This window comes from Massilia eurypsychrophila (genome assembly GCF_002760655.1).
Lineage (GTDB): Bacteria > Pseudomonadota > Gammaproteobacteria > Burkholderiales > Burkholderiaceae_D > JAFCUW01.
The window spans coordinates 74,304-93,459 of the sequence record NZ_PDOC01000012.1 but is presented as its reverse complement, the minus strand read 5'-3'; the positions used below and the strand labels follow the sequence as shown (position 1 = coordinate 93,459).

Sequence of the window (19,156 nt, the reverse complement as noted above, 5' to 3'; positions counted from 1 at the left end):
TTCACACACCGTGACGGCGATTGCAATGTAGGATCGACCAGGTTGCCAGCTTGCCGCTGCGCCAGCGCGCCGACCTGGCGCAGGCGCTGAACCGCGGCTTGCAGCAAGAAAAAACGGTGGCCCTGATCGACTCGGCCGGCGCGGCACACGCTTGCCCGCGCTGCCGCTCGACGCGGCTGCACCGCGATGGCCGGGTCGACGATCTGCAGCGCTACCGCTGTCTCGACTGCAAGCGCAGTTTCAATGCGCTGACCGGCACGCCGGTGGCGCGCCTGCGTCAGCGCAGCAAATTGCTGCCGTATCTCGAGTGCATGCTGCAATCGACGACGATCCGGCGCGCCGCAGCCGTCGTCGGCGTCCACAAGAACACCAGCTTCCGTTGGCGCCATCGCTTCCTCAGCAGCGTCAGGCACGACCGCACCTTGCCGCTCGGCGGCATCACCGAGGCCGACGAGACGTACTTGCTCGAATCGCAGAAGGGATCGCGTCACCTGGACCGGCAGCCGCGCCGGCGCGGCGGATCTGCGCGCCGGCGCGGCCTGTCGCACGAGCATGACTGCATTCTGGTGGCACGCGACCGCACCGGCAGGACGGTCGACTTCGTCACCGGACGGGCGCCGCTGCGGCCGGCCCATCTGAAACGATGCCGGCCGAGCGTGGTCGCGGCCGATATCTTGCTGGTCACCGGCGGCCATCCCGCCTATCCGGCGTTTGCGCGCGACGCGCACATCAGCCACCGCGCCGTCAACCATTCGGCCGGCCGGCGGGTCGACGGTGCGCTGCACGTGCAGAACGTGAACGCGTATCACAGCCGCTTCAAGCAGTGGCTGCGCCGCTTCAATGGTGTGGCGAGCCGCTACCTGCCGAATTATCCAGGCTGGCGCTGGGCAATCGACGCCGACCGCATCAGTTCGCCAGAAATGCTGCTGAGATCGGCGCTCGGCGCGTTCCCCGACTTAGCGGTGACATAGCCCAAAAAAAAGCCGCCCGGCTTACACCGGGCGGCTTTTACAGCAAGGAACCTGGATTACTTGGTGACGGTGCGGCTGCCGACCACTTCAACCGTCACGCGACGGTTCTTGGCGCGGCCTTCTGCGGTCTTGTTGTCAGCAACTGGCTGCGACTCGCCCTTGCCTTCAACGTAGACGCGGCCAGCTTCGATGCCTTTCGACACCAGGTAAGCCTTGACAGCTTCAGCGCGACGCAGCGACAGCTTCTGGTTGTAAGCATCGGTACCGATCGAGTCGGTGTGGCCGACGGTCACGATGGCTTCGGTGTTCATGCCAGCCAGGTTAGCGACCAGGCCGTCGAGTGCTGCCTTGCCGTCGGCTTTGACGATCGACTTGTCGAAGTCAAACAGCGACTCAGCCGAGAACGAAACCTTTTCCGACACGGCTACTGGCGCCGGTGCTGGTGCCGGTGCTTCGACGACGCGCGGTGCTGGCATTGGCTCAGCAGCTGGTGGCGGCGTGTAGACGACTGGACGAGCTGCTGGACGGCCGAGCTTGTAGACCAGGTTGATCGAAGCGACGTTGACGTCAGCACGGTTTTCCAGGCCATCCTTCAGGCGATAGCGCTCGACTTCGCCGCGCACTGCCAGCGCTTCGGTGAACTTGAATTCGACGCCGACACCAGCTTTAGGCTGGAACGTCTTGGCACGATCGTCGCCGCCGTTGTAGCCGCGGTTGTTGATGAACTGGTCGACCACGCGGGAGTAGTTACCACCGACGCGGCCGTAGACCGAGAAACGCTCCGACATTGGCAGCATCGCAACCAGGTCCAGGCTCACGCCACGGGCGCCGAAGTTGCGCACCATCGAACCACCGTTGCTGGTCGAGGCGGCGTAAGTGAACTTGCCCAAGTCGTAGTAAGCGGCTTCGATGGCGAAGTTGCGGCTCAGTTGCTTACCGATCAGCAGCTTGCCGGCGGTGTCTTTATGGTCTTGGGTGAACGAGTTGATCGTGCCGGTCGAACCGAAACGACGGAACATGTCGCTGTTATCGACGAAAGCGCGCGACTGGCCAATGCCTGCACCGATGTAGACAGCCTTGTTTGCCCAGTCAGGATTGACGAAGTCGCTTTGCGCCATTGCGCCTTGGCTGGCCAGAACGGCTGCGGCGATTGCGGTCAGGGAGATCATTTTTTTAGCAAGTTTCATTTTTTCTATCCGTATTAATGTTGTTGATGGTGAGTATTCAGCTTTAACTTCTTCCCGTGACCTACCGCGTCTTGCGGTAGCGGGAAACTTTGCGGTCGAGGCGTTTTGTGTTTCGACCTTGGACTCTACTATTGCCGCTTTACACTTTCTGCTCTGTTCGCTAACACTCATAGGGCATAGAATGTGAACAAGGTGTGGCAAGCGAACAACAGCGGAGTCCCTGTTTTATTTCGTTGTCGTGCGGGTGCCCACCACTTCGACGGTCACGCGGCGATTCTTGGCGCGCCCTTCGGCAGTCTTGTTGTCGGCCACCGGCTGGCTCTCGCCCTTGCCTTCGACGAACACGCGTGTTGCCTCGACGCCTTTCGACACCAGGTAGGCCTTGACCGCTTCGGCGCGGCGCAGCGACAGCTTGGCGTTGTACGCATCGGTGCCGATCGAGTCGGTGTGGCCGACCGTCACGATCGCTTCGGTGTCCATGCCCTGCAGGTTGGCCAGCAAGCCGTCCAATGCTGCCTTGCCGTCCGCCTTGACGATCGACTTGTCGAAGTCAAACAGCGATTCGGCCGAGAACGACACCTTCTCCGACACCGGCTGCGGCTGCGGCGGCGGCGGCGGCGCTTCGACGACGGGCGGCGCCGGCATCGGCGCGGCTACCACCGGCGGCGGCGTGTAGACGACCGCGCGCGCGGCCGGGCGGCCCAGCTTGTAGACCAGGTTGATCGACGCCATGTCGACGTCGCCGCGGTTGCCGACGGCATCGTTGATACGGTAGCGCTCGACTTCGGCGCGCACCGCCAGTGCTTCGCTGAACTTGTATTCCAGGCCCAGACCGGCCTTGGCATTGAGCTTGCGCTCGCTCGGGTTCGGATTGGTCACCGCGTACAGGCGGTTGCCGGTGAAGTGCGGGCTCGCCTTGGCGTAGTTCATGCCGGCACGTGCATACACCGAGAAGCGCTGCGACAGCGGCAGCTGGCCGACCAGGTCGAGGTTGACGCCGCGGAAACCGACTTCGCCGTTCAGCGCGCCGTTGCCCGACGTGGTCGAGTTAAAGCCGAACTTGCCGAGGTCGAACACGCCGGCCTCGATGGCGAAGTACTGGTTCAGCTGCTTGCCGATAAACAGCTTGCCGCCGGTGCCGCGCTCGTCGCTGGTGAAGCTGTTCAGCGTGGCGCCGTTGGCGGTCAGGCTGCGGATCAGGCGCTCGTCGTCGATGGTGGCGCGCGTCTTGCCGATGCCGGCGCCGACGTACCAGGCGCTGTTGGCCCAGTCGGGATTGACGAAAGTATCTTCACCTGCCCAGGCGGCCTGGCTGGCCAGGATGGCGCATGCGACCGCGGTCAGCGTGCCCAGTTTGTTAGCAAATTTCATATGATTCTCCGGGTTGGGTAGGTGATTACTTGGTGATCTGGTTGTTGCGCAGGGTCACCGCGGCGGCCGATAGCACGCGGCCGTTCAGCAGCGTGGTGTTGTCGCCGACCGTGATGGCGGCGGCCTGTCCGAGGACCGAGCCCTTGAATACGCTGTTCGCGCCCAGCGTGGTCGGGCCAACCGGCACCCAGGTAACGTTGTCGGCGGTGGCGCCGTTGTTCAGGGCGACGATCGAGTTGGCGGTCGTGTTCAGCGTGGTCTGGGTGCGGAAGATGTACACGCCAGGGCCGTTCAGGGTCAGCGTGCCGGTGATGCTGATGGCGCCGGCGTAGCAGTACACGCCAGGGCTCAGCGTAGCGCCGCCGAGGTCGATGCCGCTGGCCGAGCTGACGTCGCAGGTACGGCTGTTGGCGTCGGTGATGGCAACTTGCAGGTCAGCCAGCGCGTTGGTCAGCGGAGCGCCCGACTTGTAGTTGGTGAAACCGGCAGCCAGGGTCGGATCGGTGGTTTGCGAAGGCGAACCGACGTCGCCGGTGATCAAGGTGGTGCCGCCCGAGTTGTTGGTCAGCGCGGTGCCGGCCAGAACTGCAAAGTTGGTGGCGCGGCCCAGGTCGATCGGTGCCGAGGCAGGTGGTGGCACGGCGGCGCCGACGGTCAGGCTTGCGCTGCCCGACAGCAGACCGGAAGTTGCGGTGATGGTGGTGGTGCCGGCGGCAACGCCAGTGGCCACGCCGGTGTTGAGCACGGTGCCGATGGCGGTGTTGCTCGACGTCCACGTCACGGTCGAGGTGACGTTGGCGGTGGAGTTATCCGAGTAGGTAGCGGTGGCGGTGTACTGCTGGGTGCCGGTGAGGGCAACGTTGGCGCTGGCTGGGGTGACGGCGATGCGCGTCAGGGCGACGTTGGCGATCACGGTCGCGGTGGTGGTGGCGGTCTGGCCGTTGTAGCTGGCGGTCACGACGGAAGTACCGGCGGCGACACCGGTGATCAGGCCGTTGGCCAGGCCGACGGAAGCGTTACCGGCGATGCTCGACGAGAACGCGGTGGCGCTGGTGACGTCGGCGGTGGTGCCGTTCGAGAACGTTGCGGTCGCGGTCAACTGGCGCACGGCGCCAATTTGCAGCACTGGCGCCTGTGGTGTCAGTGCCAGCGAGACCAGCGTGACCGGGTTGACGGTCAACGTGGTGCTGCCCGACAGGGCGCCGGAGGTCGCGCTGATCACCGACGTGCCGGCAGTCAAGCCCAGAGCACGGCCGGTGACGGCGTCGATGGTGGCGACGGCCGGGGTGGCCGAGCGGAAGGTCGACAGCGCACTGATGTCACGCGTGGTGTTGTTGCTGAATGTGCCCATCGCGGTGAACTGCTGGGAAGCGCCGATGTTGACCGACGGGTTCGCCGGCAGCACGGCGATCGACACCAGCGCCGCTGGCAGCACGGTCACGGTCGACGTGCCGCTCTTGCCGTTGAAGGCAGCGGTGACGACGGCGTTACCGACGCTCACGCCGACGGCGACGCCGGAGGTGGCGTTGACGGTGGCGACAGCCGGGGTGGCCGAGGTCCACGCGGCGCCGACGGTGACGTCGCGCGACGAGCCGTCGGTGTAGGTCGCGGTAGCGACCAGCGTGCGGGTGGCGCCGATGGCGACCGAGGCGGTCGCCGGGGTCACTGCAACGCTGACGAGTTCTGCGGCCGGCAGGCCGAGGATCGGATCGCGGCCTTGATCACCGCCACCGCCGCAACCGGCGACGAGCGCGGCGGCGAACAAGCCGGCGGCGCAAAATAGAGTTCTGGAATAGCGCTTCAGAGCGTTCATAGTGTATTTCCTTCTTTTGGTAGCTGTAGCTTTTCGGGCAACACCGGGTGGGTTCACGCGGTGGATCGAAAACTCGGTTGGCCGATCTAACATTGGCAATCGACCATTGACGTTCACTATTACCTGTCGGGGATGACGAGTATGTTCGCTAACGCGCTTAGCTTTAAAGAGAGAAACATTTACACCGATTAACAACACTTTGCATGGCGGCAATGTCCGTAACGTCTGTTTTTCGGTTCTACGGTGAGCTAAACGTCTTCCTGGCGCCGGCGCTGCGGCAGCGGTCGTTCGCCAGCGCTTGCGCGCAGGGGGCCAGCGCCAAGCACATGATCGAAGCGCTTGGGGTGCCGCATACGGAAGTGGAGTTGGTGCTGGTAAACGGCACGCCGGCGCCGTTCGACTGCCCGCTGCGCGACGGCGACCGGGTGGCGGTGTACCCGCGCTTTGCCATGCTGGACGTCGGCGCGCTGGCGCAATTGCGCGCGCCGGCCGCCTCGCTGCGGCGCTTCATCGCCGACGCCCACCTCGGCGGCCTGGCGCGGCTGCTGCGCATGGCCGGTTTCGACACGCTGTACGACAACGGCTTCGATGACGATGAGATCGAGCGGATCGCCGGTGCCGAGCAGCGGGTGGTGCTAACGCGCGACCGCGAGCTGCTCAAGCGGCGCAGCATCGCGCACGGTCGCTATGTACATGCGCTGCGGCCGGCGGCGCAGCTGGCCGAGGTGCTCGACCGGCTGCGCCTGCGCGCCGGCGCCGCGCCGTTTTCGCTGTGCCTGCACTGCAACGCGCCGTTGCGCGGCGCCGACAAGGCGGCGGTGTTCGAGCGCCTGCCGCCAAGCGTGCGCGAGCTGCATCAAGAGTTCAGCACCTGCGACGTGTGCAACCGGGTGTACTGGAAGGGAACGCACTGGCGGCGGATGAGAGCGCTGCTGCAAGCTCCCTACTAACTATAGCGGTGGAACGGCAAAGCCACATTTCCCCAAAACCAGGGTCAGACCCCGTTTTGTTATTCTGACAGCTTTCCTCAAAATCAGGGTCAGACCCGTTTTGCTAATCTGACAGCTTTCCTCAAAAACAGGGTCAGACCCCGTTTTGTCGTTCTGACAGCTTTCCTCAAAAACAGGGTCAGACCCCACATTGTTGTTCTGACAGCTTGCCTCAAAAACAGGGTCAGACCCCGATGGGATGATGCGCCGGGCCGGGCTCGACGTAGCCGCGCTCCATGGCGGCGTCCTGATTCTGGAAGATCGCCATCGCGGTGAGCATGCGGCGAAAGCCGAACTTTTCGTAGAACTCTTCACTGCCGGGTACTGAATAGAGGATGACCTTCTTGTGGCCGGCACAAAGGCGCAGCAGTTCGGCGACGATCTGCTTGCCAAGGCCGATGCCGCGGTGCGACGCCAGCACGGCGATGTCGCCGAGATAAGCGACGTAGACGCCATCGGCCAGCGCGCGGCCAACGCCGACCAGCGCGGCGCCATCGTGCACGAAGCAGACGAACATGCTGTTGCCAAACGCGATGTTCAGCTCCGCCGGCGGCTTGTTGCCCATCGGCGGCGACGCCTCGAACAGCGCCGACAGATCCGCCAGGTCAATCCCGTCAAGCGAGTACGACCAGCGCAGCTCGCTCACGGCTTGACCGGGGTGAACGCCAGGTCGCCGACCACCGTATTCCACAGGCGCACGCGGTAGCTCGTCACCAGCCCGTGCGTGACGTAAGGGTCGGCCTTGGCGAACGCTTCGACCACGTCCGGGCTGTCGGCCTGGAACACCAGCATCGCCTGGTCGGCCGGGTCGGACAGCGCACCGGCCAGCACCAGCTCGCCGCGCGCCTGGGCGTCCCACGCCAGCTGCAGGTGCGGCGTGCGAAATTCGCCGCGGCGCTCGAGGTAGTCAGGCGCCAGGTCATAACACAACAGGTAATGCATGCGAACTCCTTGCAGTGCTTACAAAAAACGGTCGAGAATCTTGCGGCTGTGCTTGTCGATGGTGAACATGTTGCGCACCAGGAAGTGAATACCGTGGTTGTCGGCCACCAGTAACGACGCGTCGCCGATACGGCGGATGTCGCCCTCGTCCTTAAGCACGAACTCGGTGTCGCCGCGGTCGGTCTTGACGAACCAGGTGCAGGGCGTGGCGTAGCTGCTGACGCTGGCAATGTGGCTGATCTCGGGCATGAACTCGCGCCCGTCCAGTTCCTCCTGCAACAGCGCGCGGATCGGCGGCGGCAGGTCGGCCAGGTCGTCGATCCACGCCACTTCCTTGCCGTCATGCAGCACCAGCGAGATGCCCTGCGATGGCGACTGGATCGGAAAGGCGCGCACCGGCGACACGCCATGGTGCAGCAAGCCGTCATCTGTGGTGAGCACGAGCGCGCCGAAGCTGTCGCGGCTTAACTGAAATGTGCTGGTCGCCATTGCTTATCCTTCGTTGTCGTCGATGTCGCCGTCGACGTTGCGCGCCTGCGCCTCGTACAGCCGGTGGTAGGCGCCTTCGCGCGCCATCAGCTCGTCATGGCTGCCCTGCTCCACCACCACGCCGCGGTCGAGTACCACCAGCCGGTCGGCCCGGTGCAGGGTCGACAACCTGTGTGCGATGGCAATCGTGGTGCGGCCCTGCACCAGGTTGTCGAGCGCCTTCTGGATTTCCTTTTCGGTTTCCGAATCGACCGACGAGGTGGCCTCGTCCATGATCAGGATGCGCGGGTCGATCAACAGCGCGCGGGCGATCGAGATGCGCTGGCGCTCGCCGCCGGACAGGCCCTGGCCGCGCTCGCCGACCATCGAGTCGTAGCCTTGCGGCAGGCGCAGGATGAATTCGTGGGCGTGCGCCGCGCGCGCCGAGGCGATGATTTCTTCGCGGCTGGCGCCCGGCTTGCCGTAGGCGATGTTCTCGGCGATGGTGCCGAAGAACAGGAACGGCTCCTGCAGCACCAGGCCGATGTTGCGGCGGTAGTCGGACACGGCGAACGAGCGGATGTCGACGCCATCGAGCAAGATGGCGCCTTCGGAGACGTCGTAGAAGCGGCAGATCAGGTTGACCAGGGTGCTCTTGCCCGAGCCGCTGTGGCCGACCAGGCCGACGAATTCGCCGGCCTTGATGTTGAGCGTGATGCCGCGGTTGACCGCCCGGTTGCCATAGCGGAAACCGACTTCGCGCAGGTCGATGCGCCCCTCGATCTTGTCGAGCTTGACCGGGTTGGCCGGCTCCGGCACGCTCGACACATGGTCGAGGATGTCGAAGATGCGCTTGGCGGCGGAGGCCGACTTTTGCGTGACCGACACGATCCGGCTCATCGAATCGAGCTTGCCGTAGAAGCGGCTGCTGTAGGTGATGAACAAGGTCAGCACGCCGACCGTGATCTCGCCTTTCGACACCTGGTAGATGCCGAACACCCATACCACCAGCAGGCCAAGTTCGGTCAGGAACGACACGGTCGGCGAAAACAGCGACCACACCTTGTTGAGCTTGTCGTTGACAGCCAGGTTGTGCTTGTTCGCTTCACGGAAACGCACCGCTTCGCGCTTTTCCTGGGCGAACGCCTTGACCACGCGGATGCCGGGAATTGTGTCGGCCAGCACGTTGGTCACTTCGCCCCACACGCGGTCGATCTTTTCGAAGCCGGTGCGCAGGCGGTCGCGCACCAGGTGGATCATCCAGGCAATGAACGGCAGCGGCACCAGCGTGATGACGGCAAGCATCGGATTGATCGAGCAGAGAATCACGCCGGTCATGATGATCATCAGCACGTCGGAGGCGAAGTCGAGCAGGTGCAGCGACAGGAACACGCAGATGCGGTCGCTGCCGCTGCCGATGCGCGACATCAGGTCGCCGGTGCGCTTGCCGCCGAAAAATTCGAGCGACAGTTTCATCAGGTGTTCATAGGTGGCCGAGCGCAGGTCGGCGCCCATCCGTTCCGACACCAGCGCCAGCACATACGTCTTCCACCAGCCCAGCAGCCAGGCCAGCACGGCCGCGCCGAGCAGGCCCGACATATATAACCACACCAGGTTCTGGTCGACCGGCTGGCCGTTCTGGAACGGAATGAGCACGTTGTCCATCAGCGGCATGGTCAGATACGGCGGAATCATGTGCGCGGCGGTGCTGGCGAGCATCAGGAAAAAGCCCAGCCCCAGCTGGCCCTGGTACGGCTTGGCAAAGCGCCACAGGCGAAACAGGGTCCATGTCGACGGCGGCGTGTACAGCACCTTGGTGCAGATCGGGCACTCTTCCTCGTCCGGCTCGAGCGGCGCCTTGCAGCTCGGGCAGACGTTCTGTTCGGGCGCCTGCACCGGGCGTCCGCTGGCGTAGCTGTCCTGTTGCTCGCGGAAATGGTCGAGCACGCGGATCGCCTGCAGGTTCTGCCCCAGCGTGAAACGCCAGGCGGCCAGCCGGCCCTGCTGGTCGAGCAGCTCGAGGTGGCCGACGCCGGCATGATCGTCGTGCTTGAGCCGCAGGCCGGGCCGGTAGCTCCACTCGCGCCACTCCGATTCGCCCGGCGCGCGCGCGATCAGGCGGCGGTCGGTGACCACCACGATGCCCTTGGTAAAGCGCAATTTCGCGTCGAGGTCAACCTCCACGCTGGTTAAAACGTTCTCCCCTGGTAAGAGTTTTTTCTCGACGTCAGGCAACCACTGGTCGGGCAGGAAACTGGCCGCAACCGGGAGCAGCGCTGGAGAAGCAAGTTGTTGAGATGTCATTGTCGTGCCGCCCGTGACAGGCAAGTGTTCTCGGAATAAGGGAAAATGCAAAAGGAGACGGACACCGACAAACGCATCCAGACTGGCAGAAATCGGTTCGGCGCGGTAAGCTTCGTTACAGCAAGTATACAACATGAAGTGCCTCAGGAAGCCGCGGTTTCCTCGGGTGCAGCCAGATGCAGTCAAACACAGGCGTAGCCTCAGCACGGCCGGCGCCGGCGGCCGTTATCAAGAAATAATCTACATGATCAACAAGAAAGACCTTGCCCTGCTTCGCGTGACGCATCTGCGCGGCCCCAACATCTGGACCTACCGCCCGGTCATCGAGGCGGTGGTCGATATCGGCGCGCTCGAAGCATTGCCGTCGAACCTGATCCCGGGGCTGTACGATCGGCTCGTCGATTGGCTGCCGGGCCTGGTCGTGCACCGCTGCGGCGTCGGCGAGCACGGCGGCTTCCTCGAGCGCTTGCGCGAAGGCACCTGGGCTGCCCACATCCTCGAACACGTGGTGCTCGAACTGCAAAACCTGGCCGGCATGCGCACCGGTTTCGGCAAAACGCGCTCGACCGGCGACACCGGCGTCTACAAGATGGCGTTTCGCACCCGCGACGAACACGTCGGCCTGGCGGCGCTGGCCGCCGGCCGCGAGTTGCTGCTCGCCGCCATCGACGACACCGCCTTCGACCTCGCCGCCACCGTGGCCAGGCTGAAGGAGCTGGTCGACCAGCACTGCCTGGGCCCGTCGACCGCGCACATCGTCGAAGCGGCCACCGAGCGCAAGATCCCGTCGATCCGCCTGACCGACGGCAACCTGGTGCAGCTGGGCCACGGCGCCGCGCAGCGCCGCATCTGGACCGCCGAAACCGACCGCACCAGCGCCATCGCCGAGAGCATCGCCAGCGACAAGGACCTGACCAAGACGCTGCTCAAGTCGTGCGGCGTGCCGGTGCCTGAAGGCGCGCTGGTGCGCAGCGCTGAAGAAGCGTGGGAAGAAGCGCAGGACATCGGCCTGCCGGTGGTGGTCAAGCCGTACGACGGCAACCACGGGCGCGGCGTGTCGCTCAACCTGATGACCGAGGCCGACGTCGTCGCCGCCTATCACCTCGCCAGCCGCAAGGGCGACAGCAAAAGCGTGCTGGTCGAGCGCTTCATCGCCGGCGACGAGCACCGCATCCTGGTAGTCGGCAAACAGGTGGTGGCCGCCGCCAAGGGCGAAGCGCTGTGGGTCACCGGCGACGGCGCCGCCAACATCATCGACCTGGTCGACAGCCAGATCAACACCGATCCGCGCCGCGGCAGCGGCGAGGATTCGCCGCTGAACGCGCTGGCGCCGGAACGAGGCGCCGAGATCATCCTCGAACTGGAGCGCCAGGGCATGACGGCGTATTCGGTGCCCCTGGCCGGCCAGAAGGTGCTGATCCAGCCGAACGGCAACGTCTCGCTTGACGTCACCGACAGCATCCATCCGTCGATCGCCCATGCGGCGGCGCTGGCCGCGCGCGTGGTGGGCCTCGACATCGCCGGCGTCGACCTGGTGTGCGAGGACATCTCGCGCCCGCTCGACGAGCAGCGCGGCGCCATTATCGAAGTCAATGCCAGCCCCGGCCTGCTGGCGCACCTGAAGCCGGCCAACGGCGAAGCACGGCCGGTCGGCACCGCCATCATCGCGCACCTGTTCGAGCCGGGCGACAGCGGCCGCATTCCGATCGTCGGCGTCACCGGCACGCTTGGCACCAGCCTGATCGCGCGGCTGGTCGGCTGCCTGGTCAACCTGACCGGCGTGCACGTCGGCGTGGTCAGCGGCCAGGGCATGTACCTGGACCAGCGCAAGGTCGTCAGCGGCGACTGCATCAAGTGGGAAACCGGCCAGCGCCTGCTGATCAACCGCACCCTGAACGCCGCCGTCTTCGAGAGCAACGCGCGCATGATCCTGACCGAAGGCCTGGCCTACGACAAGTGCCAGGTCGGCATCGTCACCGACATGGAGGGCATCGATGATCTCGCCGAGTTCTACATCCGCGACGCCGACGCCATGGCCAACGTGGTGCGCACCCAGGTCGACGTGATCCTGCCGCACGGCGCCGCCGTGCTCAATGCCGACGACGCCGCGGTGGCCGAACTGGCCGACCTGTGCGACGGCGAAGTCATTTTCTACGCCGTCGATCCGGACAACGCGGTACTGGCGCGCCAGCGCGCCGACGGCAAGCGCGCAGTGTTCGTGCGCGCCGGCGCCATCGTGCTGGCCAGCGGCGCCGACGAAACCGCCCTGCTGCCGCTGGCGGCGCTGAAAAGCGCCAGCTCGAAGTACCCTGCCAGCGTGCTGGCGGCGGTGGCCGCGGCGTGGGCGCTCGACGTCGAGCCGGCGCTGCTGGCCGCCGGCCTGCGCACCTTCGACGCCACCCCAAAACAATCGACTCATTAATTTAATTCACTAAGCAGGACAGGAACACGGTTTATGCAAGTATCACGCGTACGGGCGCTGCGAGGCCCCAACCTCTGGAGTCACCACACGTCGGTGGAGGCGATCGTCGCCTGCACCCCGGACGAACAGTGTGTCGGCAACCTCGCCGGTTTCGAAACCCGCCTGCGCGCACGCTTTCCGGCCCTGTCGCCGCTGCAGCCGACCGGGCACGACGACACCATCCCGATGGCCCACGTGCTGGAACTGGCCGCGCTCGACCTGCAGGCGCAGGCCGGCTGCCCGGTGACCTTCAGCCGCACCACGGCGACGATGGAGGCCGGCATCTTCCAGGTGGTCGTCGAATATTCCGAAGAAGCCGTCGGGCGCCTGGCGCTCGACCTGGCCGAGCAGCTGGTCCACGCCGCCAGCGCGGACACCGCGTTCGACATCGAAGGCGCGCTGGCGCAGCTGCGCGAACTCGATGAAGACGTGCGCCTGGGGCCATCGACCGGCTCGATCGTGCAGGCCGCGGTGGCGCGCAATATCCCGTTTCGCCGCCTCACCGACGGCAGCCTGGTGACGTTCGGCTGGGGCAGCCGCCAGCGCAGGATCCAGGCCGCCGAGATCGACCGCACCGGCGCCATCGCCGAAGCGATCGCGCAGGACAAGGAACTGACCAAGAAGCTGCTCGACGCGGCCGGCGTGCCGGTGCCGCACGGCCGCGTGGCGCTCGACGCCGACGACGCCTGGGCCGCCGCGCTGGAGATCGGCCTGCCGGTGGTGATCAAGCCAAAGGACGGCAACCAGGGCAAGGGCGTCACCGTCAACATCACCACCAAAGAACAGATGCACGCCGGCTTTGCCGCCGCGTCCCAGTTTCGCGACGATATCCTGGTCGAGCGCTACCTGCCCGGTAACGACTTCCGCCTGCTCGTCGTCGGCGGCAAACTGGTCGCCGCCGCCCGGCGCGATCCGCCGCAGGTGATCGGCGACGGCGTGCTTACCGTGCGCCAGCTGGTCGATCTCGTCAACCTCGATCCGCGCCGCGGCAACGGCCACACGACGTCGCTGACCAAGATCCGCTTCGACGACATCGCGCTGGCCAGCCTGGCCGCCCAGGGCTACGAGGCCGATTCGGTGCCGCCGCGCGGACAGCGCGTCATCCTGCGCAACAACGCCAACCTGTCGACCGGCGGCGCCGCCACCGACGTCACCGACGACGTCCATCCGGAAGTGGCCGCGCGCGCGGTCGCCGCCGCCCACATGGTGGGCCTGGACATCTGCGGCGTCGACCTGGTGTGCGACAGCGTGCTCAAACCGATCGAAGAACAAGGCGGCGGCGTGGTCGAAGTGAACGCCGCGCCCGGCCTGCGGATGCACCTGTCGCCGTCGTTCGGCAAGGGCCGCCCGGTCGGTGAAGCGATCATCTCGTCGATGTTCGACGATGGCGACGACGGCCGCATCCCGGTCGTCGCCGTCACCGGCACCAACGGCAAGACCACCACGGTGCGCCTGATCGCGCACCTGCTCACCGCCGGTGGCCTGCGCACCGGCATGACCAACACCGACGGCGTCTACATCGAAGGTCGCCGCATCGACAGCGGCGACTGCAGCGGCCCGCGCAGCGCGCGCAATGTGCTGCTCCATCCCGACGTCGACGCCGCCGTGTTCGAAACCGCGCGCGGCGGCATGCTGCGCGAAGGCCTCGCGTTCGACCGCTGCCAGGTCGCCGTGGTGACCAACATCGGCGCGGGCGACCACCTCGGCCTGAACTACATCACCACCGTCGAAGACCTGGCCGTGCTCAAGCGCGTGATCGTGCAGAACGTCTCCGACAACGGCATGGCGGTGCTCAACGCCGCCGATCCGGTGGTGGTCAGCATGGCCGAGAACTGCCGCGGCGCGGTCACCTTCTTTACCGCCGACGTGCAGCATCCGGTCATGTCGATGCACCGCGCGCGCGGCCACCGCGTGGTCTATGTCGACAACGGCCTGCTGGTCGCGGCGCAAGGCAAGACGATGTACACGGCGCCGCTGTCTGACGTGCCGATCACCCGCAACGGCACCATCGGCTTCCAGGTCGATAACGTGCTCGCTTCGGTGGCGGCGGCGTGGGCGGTGAACATGACGTGGGAATCGATCTGCGCCGGCCTGAAGTCGTTTGCCAGCGAGAGCGACAACGCACCGGGCCGCTTCAACGTGTTCGACTACCGCGGCGCCACCGTGATCGCCGATTACGGCCACAACCCCGACGCGATCTCCGCGCTGGTCGGCGCCGTCGAAAGCATGCCGGCCAAGCGCCGCTCGGTGGTGATCAGCGGCGCCGGCGACCGCCGCGACGAAGACATCCGCCAGCAGACCGCGATCCTCGGCGCCGCTTTTGACGACGTGCTGCTGTACCAGGACGCCTGCCAGCGCGGACGCGAAGACGGCGAAGTGCTCGGCCTGCTGCGCGAAGGCCTGGCCGGCGCCGCGCGCACCACCCACATCGACGAGATCAATGGCGAATTCATCGCCATCGACACGGCGCTGGCGCGGCTGACGGAAGGCGACCTGTGCCTGATACTGATCGACCAGGTCGACGAAGCGCTGGCGCATATCGCGGCACGCATCGCGCAGGGTTGAATCGTGGCGGGTCAGCACCTCAGACTGGCGTACGATCTGGGCATGGTCTTTGAAGTTGACCCGCCCAAATGATGCCCGCCAATACTCCATGGACACAGCGCTTTCAGAAATTTTAAAAAGGCGCTCGGCCATCTCGAAGAAGCCGACCAGCTCAGCGGCCAACGCCAATTGTCGCGGCTCGAGAAGCTGGGCTTTGTCAATTCGTTTGAACTCACTTACGAGCTTGCATGGAACTCCTTGAGGGACTATCTCACCGTCCAAGGCGTTACTGGTTTAATTGGCGTGCGGGACACCGCACTCGAGGCGTTCAGACGCCAGTCAATCGCTGACGGCGACGGCTGGATGGCGATGCTGACCGACAAGGAACGCGGCTCACTCACCTACAATCAGGCGACTGCGGACGACATTGTCGAGCATATCGACAAGCATTACATCGACATGTTCCGCCAGCTGTCTGTATCGCTCGAGTTGCACACGGCCGACAAATAACGCCTTCGAACGCAGAACAATTCGGCTTGTCCGCAACGGTCATCGGCCACTACGCTTGGGTTCGCTCAGTATCTCCTGTCCGGCGCCGCCCTATCCTGAATGCAGCTTATTTCCTTGGAGGCTGCCATGCTGGATTTCTCCTTAGAATCAACTACCGACTACCACGCCACCGCCGAGTCGACGGTGCGGCGCGGCCCGACGGCACGCTCGCCGGCCGACCGCCGCACCGCCACGCCGAAGGCGCCGGCAACTCCAACTTCGCTAAAACGCCAACGCCGCCGCCACGATAACTTGAACATGAGCAAGCAGCCGCTCGAGTGGTAGGTCCGGACGGCTTCGGCCAGCGCGCCACGCTCGATTGATGTGCATCAGGTGGCGGCCGCGCCGGTGGCGCAAGGTAGATTGGTACGGTGCGTGCGCGTGCCGATCTACCCGAGGTGGCCTCATGGAAAAACCCTGGCTGCGCAGTTACCCGCCCGACGTGCCGGCCGAGGTCGACACGGCCGCGTTTGCGTCGCTGCCGGCGCTGGTTGCGCCGTCGGTCGCCGCCTGGCCCGACCGCGACGCTTTCGCCAACCAGGGCGCCGCCCTGACCTACCGGCGCTTCGATCAGCAGGCGCGCGCGTTTGGCGCCTACCTGCGGCACAAGGCCGGCCTGCAGCCAGGCGACCGCGTCGCCATCATGCTGCCGAACCTGCTGCAATATCCGATCGCGCTGTTCGGCACGCTGCACGCCGGCTGCGTTGCGGTCAACACCAACCCGCTGTACAGCGCGCGCGAACTGCTGCACCAGCTGGTCGACTCCGGCGCCACCTGCATCGTGGTGCTGGAAAACTTCGCCCACATCGTGCAGCAGGTGCTGCCGTCGACCTCGGTGCGCACCGTCATCACCACCAAGGTCGGCGACATGCTGCACCTGCCGCGCGCGCTGCTGACCAATTTCGTCGTCGCCCACGTCAAGCACATGGTGCCCGAATGGCACATCGACGGCGCGCTCGACTTCAACGACGTGCTGCGCGCCGGCGCCGTATCGGATATGTCGGCGTTGCCCATCAATGGCGCCGACACTGCCCTGCTTCAATACACCGGCGGCACCACCGGCGTGCCGAAGGCGGCCGTGCTGAGCCACGCCAACCTGGTGGCCAACGTGCTGCAGACCGAGGCATGGGTGCGCGGCGTGCTCACGCCCGGACGCGAGGTGGCGCTGGTGCCGCTGCCGCTGTACCACATCTTCGCGCTGACCTGCACGCTCGCCTTCATGCGGCTGGGCGCGACCAACGTGCTGGTCACCAACCCGCGCGACCTGCCGGCACTGATCAAGGAGATGAAGCACGCCAAGGCGAGCACCATCATCGGCGTCAACACGCTGTTTCGCGCGCTGCTCGACACGCCTGGCGTGGAAGACGCCGCCAGCGGCACGCTGAAACTGGCGGTGGCCGGCGGCATGGCGATGCAGCGCAGCGTGGCCGAGCGCTGGCAGCAGCGATTCGGCGTCCCTGTCACCGAAGGCTACGGCCTGACCGAGACGTCGCCGATCGTCTGCGCCAACCGGCTCGACGCGGGCCACTTCACCGGCGCCATCGGCTTGCCGATTCCGTCGACCGAAGTTGCCATCCTCGACGATGCCGGCACGCCGCTGCCGCTGGGCGAACCGGGCGAAATTTGCGTGCGCGGCCCGCAGGTGATGCAGCGCTACTGGAACAATCCGGAAGAAACGGCGAAGGTGTTCGCGCCCGGCGGCTGGCTGCGCACCGGCGACATCGGCGCCATGGACGAGCAAGGCTACGTGCGCCTGCTCGACCGCAAGAAAGACATGATCATCGTCTCCGGCTTCAAGGTGTTTCCGAACGAGGTCGAGGAAGTGGTGGCGGCCCACGCAGGCGTGCTCGAAGCGGTGGCCGTCGGCGCGGCGGACGAGCGCGCCGGCCAGGTCGTCAAGCTGGTGGTGGTGCGCAAAGACCCGCAGCTCGCCGAAGCCGAGCTGATCGAATATTGCAGGGCCAACCTGGCGGCCTACAAGGTGCCGAAAATTGTCGTGTTTCGCGACGAGCCGCTGCCCAAATCAAACGTCGGCAAGATCCTGCGGCGCGCCGTCATCGAACAGGAGGGCAGCGCCGCCGCCGGTTGATGTGTGCACGGGTCCGGCTGCCTCATCGGGGAGCATGCGTGCGTCCACCACGCGCCATGCGGCGCACAATACTAGCCCGATCCACTGCAAGGACCTGATCATGAACGACATAGACGATTCCTCCGGACCCAACACCTACCTCGACGCCGCGGGACGGCTTGAAACGGCGCTCGGCGCGCTGGCCGAAGCGATGGACGAAGTCGAGCGCGTCGCGGCGATGACGGGACACTCGACCTACATGGCGCAGGTCGTCGCCGAGCGCGCCCGATGGCACCAGCTCGAGACGATCACCCAGCCGGTGGAAACACTGGCGGCCACGCTGGCCAGCGGCGAATCGACGCGGCGCATGCTGCAGCTGCTGGCGCCGTCGATGGTTTTTCCTGCGGCCACGCCGATGCAGATCGACATCAGCGGCGAAGCGCTGGCGCGCGCCCGCCGCACGGCCGAGATGCACAAGGTAAATCTTCGCAAGCTCATCGCAACGGAACTGCGCCGCGTTGCAGCGCCAGGCGACGCCGGCTAGCCGGCGTCGGCGTGCGCGGCGACGACGTAGTCGATAAAGGCGCGCACTTTCAGCGCCAGGTGTTTGCCGGGCATATAGACGGCGTGCACGGCGCCGCCATGCGGTTCGCACAACCGCCAGTCCGGCAATACCTGCACCACCCGGCCTGCCGCCAAGGCGGCGCGCGCCGTAAAGTCGGGCACCAGGCCGATGGCGCCGCCCGCTTCCACCATCGCCAGGATCGCCGCGCTGTTGTTGATCGTCACGCGCGCCGGCACGCTAACGCTGACCACGCTGTCGCCGCGCTGCACCGTCCAGGGGCCGTCGAACGGCGCGCCGACGTGGCTGCAGCGGTGCGCGGCAAGCTCCTCCGGCGTGATCGGCGCGGCGTGCTCGGCCAGGTAGCCGGGCGACGCCACCAGCAGGTAGCGCATCGCGCACAGCGGCCGCGCCGCCAGGCCGGGCGCCACTTCGCGGGTGATGCGGATAGCCAGGTCGGCGCCGTCTTCGATCAGGTCGACAATGCGGTCGACCAGGGTTAGCTGCACATCGACTTCCGGATACAGCGCCAGAAAGCCCGGCAGCTTCGGCGCCAGCCACAGCTGGCCGAACGCGACCGGCGCGGTGACGCGGATGACGCCGTTCGGCCGCGCGCTGTAGTTGCCCGCCAGCGCATGGATCTCGCGCGCGGTGCCGAGCATGCGCGCGCAAGCGGCATGCACATGCCCGCCCAGCTCGGTGAGCGCCAGCGAGCGCGTGGTGCGCTGCAACAGCCGGCCGCCGAGGTGCGCTTCGAGCCGCGACACGTGGCGGCTGACCGCCGACGTGGTCAGGCCGAGCTGGCGCGCGGCCGCCGAAAAGCCGCCGCTGTCGACGACCTGGGCGAAGATCGCCATTTCCCGCAACATCTCCATGTTTCCGCCCTCATCGTTGCGTTCAAATCAACAATCCTTTGCATTTTAACCG

General features: G+C 65.8%; 16 protein-coding genes. 8 read left to right on the top strand and 8 right to left on the bottom strand.

Annotated elements, in window-relative coordinates; translation table 11 throughout:
• Window positions 1-20 precede the first annotated feature (20 nt).
• The gene (locus tag CR105_RS18065; protein WP_099790716.1) at window positions 21-971 is read left to right on the top strand and encodes an IS1595 family transposase; all 951 of its coding nucleotides are present in this window, start codon (window positions 21-23) and stop codon (window positions 969-971) included.
• A 56-nt stretch (window positions 972-1,027) separates the two neighbouring features.
• Here CR105_RS18065 and CR105_RS18060 read toward each other — a convergent pair whose 3' ends face one another.
• The 3 genes from CR105_RS18060 to CR105_RS18050 all read right to left on the bottom strand — a co-directional run bounded on the left by CR105_RS18060 (window position 1,028) and on the right by CR105_RS18050 (window position 5,342).
• Window positions 1,028-2,158, bottom strand: a complete 1,131-nt coding sequence (locus CR105_RS18060; protein ID WP_099790715.1) for an OmpA family protein — start codon at window positions 2,156-2,158, stop codon at window positions 1,028-1,030.
• A 225-nt stretch (window positions 2,159-2,383) separates the two neighbouring features.
• Window positions 2,384-3,529 (bottom strand): OmpA family protein, encoded by a 1,146-nt coding sequence (locus CR105_RS18055; RefSeq protein ID WP_099790713.1) that lies wholly within the window; start codon window positions 3,527-3,529, stop codon window positions 2,384-2,386.
• 25 nt (window positions 3,530-3,554) lie between these two features.
• Window positions 3,555-5,342: an ice-binding family protein gene (locus CR105_RS18050; protein ID WP_099790711.1), complete on the bottom strand. Its 1,788-nt coding sequence runs from the start codon at window positions 5,340-5,342 to the stop codon at window positions 3,555-3,557.
• Window positions 5,343-5,554: 212 nt separating this feature from the next.
• On the opposite strand from CR105_RS18050, the gene CR105_RS18045 reads away from it, so the two are divergent.
• Window positions 5,555-6,292: a Mut7-C RNAse domain-containing protein gene (locus tag CR105_RS18045; RefSeq protein WP_099790709.1), complete on the top strand. Its 738-nt coding sequence runs from the start codon at window positions 5,555-5,557 to the stop codon at window positions 6,290-6,292.
• Window positions 6,293-6,515: 223 nt separating this feature from the next.
• On the opposite strand, the gene CR105_RS18040 is transcribed toward CR105_RS18045, so the two are convergent.
• The 4 genes from CR105_RS18040 to CR105_RS18025 are packed head-to-tail and all read right to left on the bottom strand — an operon-like array spanning window position 6,516 to window position 10,045.
• Window positions 6,516-6,977 carry a GNAT family N-acetyltransferase gene (locus tag CR105_RS18040; RefSeq protein WP_229413993.1) on the bottom strand — a complete coding sequence of 154 codons (462 nt, stop codon included), beginning with the start codon at window positions 6,975-6,977 and terminating at the stop codon, window positions 6,516-6,518.
• Window positions 6,974-7,273, bottom strand: coding sequence for a YciI-like protein (locus tag CR105_RS18035; RefSeq protein WP_099790707.1), 300 nt, complete (start codon window positions 7,271-7,273; stop codon window positions 6,974-6,976). Before CR105_RS18035 ends, CR105_RS18040 begins: the two co-directional genes overlap by 4 nt.
• An 18-nt stretch (window positions 7,274-7,291) precedes the next feature.
• The gene (locus CR105_RS18030) at window positions 7,292-7,762 is read right to left on the bottom strand and encodes a cyanophycin metabolism-associated DUF1854 family protein (RefSeq protein WP_099790705.1); all 471 of its coding nucleotides are present in this window, start codon (window positions 7,760-7,762) and stop codon (window positions 7,292-7,294) included.
• Window positions 7,763-7,765: 3 nt separating this feature from the next.
• Window positions 7,766-10,045, bottom strand: coding sequence for a cyanophycin metabolism-associated ABC transporter (locus CR105_RS18025; protein WP_099790703.1), 2,280 nt, complete (start codon window positions 10,043-10,045; stop codon window positions 7,766-7,768).
• A 244-nt stretch (window positions 10,046-10,289) separates the two neighbouring features.
• Here CR105_RS18025 and CR105_RS18020 point away from each other — a divergent pair, with 244 nt between their 5' ends.
• From CR105_RS18020 to CR105_RS17995, 6 genes are all read left to right on the top strand, one after another.
• The gene (locus CR105_RS18020; protein WP_099790701.1) at window positions 10,290-12,467 is read left to right on the top strand and encodes a cyanophycin synthetase; all 2,178 of its coding nucleotides are present in this window, start codon (window positions 10,290-10,292) and stop codon (window positions 12,465-12,467) included.
• Window positions 12,468-12,500: 33 nt separating this feature from the next.
• A complete protein-coding gene (cphA, locus tag CR105_RS18015) occupies window positions 12,501-15,071 on the top strand; it encodes a cyanophycin synthetase (protein WP_099790699.1) in 2,571 nt (856 codons plus the stop codon).
• 81 nt (window positions 15,072-15,152) lie between these two features.
• Window positions 15,153-15,560 (top strand): HI0074 family nucleotidyltransferase substrate-binding subunit, encoded by a 408-nt coding sequence (locus CR105_RS18010; RefSeq protein ID WP_099790697.1) that lies wholly within the window; start codon window positions 15,153-15,155, stop codon window positions 15,558-15,560.
• Window positions 15,561-15,686: 126 nt separating this feature from the next.
• The gene (locus CR105_RS18005; RefSeq protein ID WP_099790696.1) at window positions 15,687-15,884 is read left to right on the top strand and encodes a hypothetical protein; all 198 of its coding nucleotides are present in this window, start codon (window positions 15,687-15,689) and stop codon (window positions 15,882-15,884) included.
• Between the two features lie 121 nt (window positions 15,885-16,005).
• Entirely contained in the window at window positions 16,006-17,688 is a 1,683-nt protein-coding gene (locus CR105_RS18000; protein ID WP_099790694.1) for an AMP-binding protein, read from the top strand.
• 34 nt (window positions 17,689-17,722) lie between these two features.
• Window positions 17,723-18,211, top strand: a complete 489-nt coding sequence (locus CR105_RS17995) for a hypothetical protein (protein WP_099790692.1) — start codon at window positions 17,723-17,725, stop codon at window positions 18,209-18,211.
• On the opposite strand, the gene CR105_RS17990 is transcribed toward CR105_RS17995, so the two are convergent.
• On the bottom strand, window positions 18,208-19,104 hold the full coding sequence (locus CR105_RS17990; RefSeq protein WP_229413992.1) for a LysR family transcriptional regulator: 897 nt from the start codon (window positions 19,102-19,104) through the stop codon (window positions 18,208-18,210). The two genes, CR105_RS17995 and CR105_RS17990, sit on opposite strands and share 4 nt — an antisense overlap.
• Window positions 19,105-19,156: the final 52 nt, after the last annotated feature.

Bases quoted from the DNA above. Each gene is read 5' to 3' on its own strand.
- CR105_RS17990 (WP_229413992.1), bottom strand. From the start codon at position 19,104: ATGGAGATGTTGCGGGAAATGGCGATCTTCGCCCAGGTCGTCGACAGC.
- CR105_RS18020 (WP_099790701.1), top strand. From the start codon at position 10,290: ATGATCAACAAGAAAGACCTTGCCCTGCTTCGCGTGACGCATCTGCGC.
- cphA (WP_099790699.1), top strand. From the start codon at position 12,501: ATGCAAGTATCACGCGTACGGGCGCTGCGAGGCCCCAACCTCTGGAGT.
- CR105_RS18025 (WP_099790703.1), bottom strand. From the start codon at position 10,045: ATGACATCTCAACAACTTGCTTCTCCAGCGCTGCTCCCGGTTGCGGCC.
- CR105_RS18000 (WP_099790694.1), top strand. From the start codon at position 16,006: ATGGAAAAACCCTGGCTGCGCAGTTACCCGCCCGACGTGCCGGCCGAG.
- CR105_RS18050 (WP_099790711.1), bottom strand. From the start codon at position 5,342: ATGAACGCTCTGAAGCGCTATTCCAGAACTCTATTTTGCGCCGCCGGC.
- CR105_RS17995 (WP_099790692.1), top strand. From the start codon at position 17,723: ATGCGTGCGTCCACCACGCGCCATGCGGCGCACAATACTAGCCCGATC.
- CR105_RS18055 (WP_099790713.1), bottom strand. From the start codon at position 3,529: ATGAAATTTGCTAACAAACTGGGCACGCTGACCGCGGTCGCATGCGCC.
- CR105_RS18005 (WP_099790696.1), top strand. From the start codon at position 15,687: ATGCTGGATTTCTCCTTAGAATCAACTACCGACTACCACGCCACCGCC.
- CR105_RS18060 (WP_099790715.1), bottom strand. From the start codon at position 2,158: ATGAAACTTGCTAAAAAAATGATCTCCCTGACCGCAATCGCCGCAGCC.
- CR105_RS18045 (WP_099790709.1), top strand. From the start codon at position 5,555: ATGTCCGTAACGTCTGTTTTTCGGTTCTACGGTGAGCTAAACGTCTTC.
- CR105_RS18035 (WP_099790707.1), bottom strand. From the start codon at position 7,273: ATGCATTACCTGTTGTGTTATGACCTGGCGCCTGACTACCTCGAGCGC.
- CR105_RS18030 (WP_099790705.1), bottom strand. From the start codon at position 7,762: ATGGCGACCAGCACATTTCAGTTAAGCCGCGACAGCTTCGGCGCGCTC.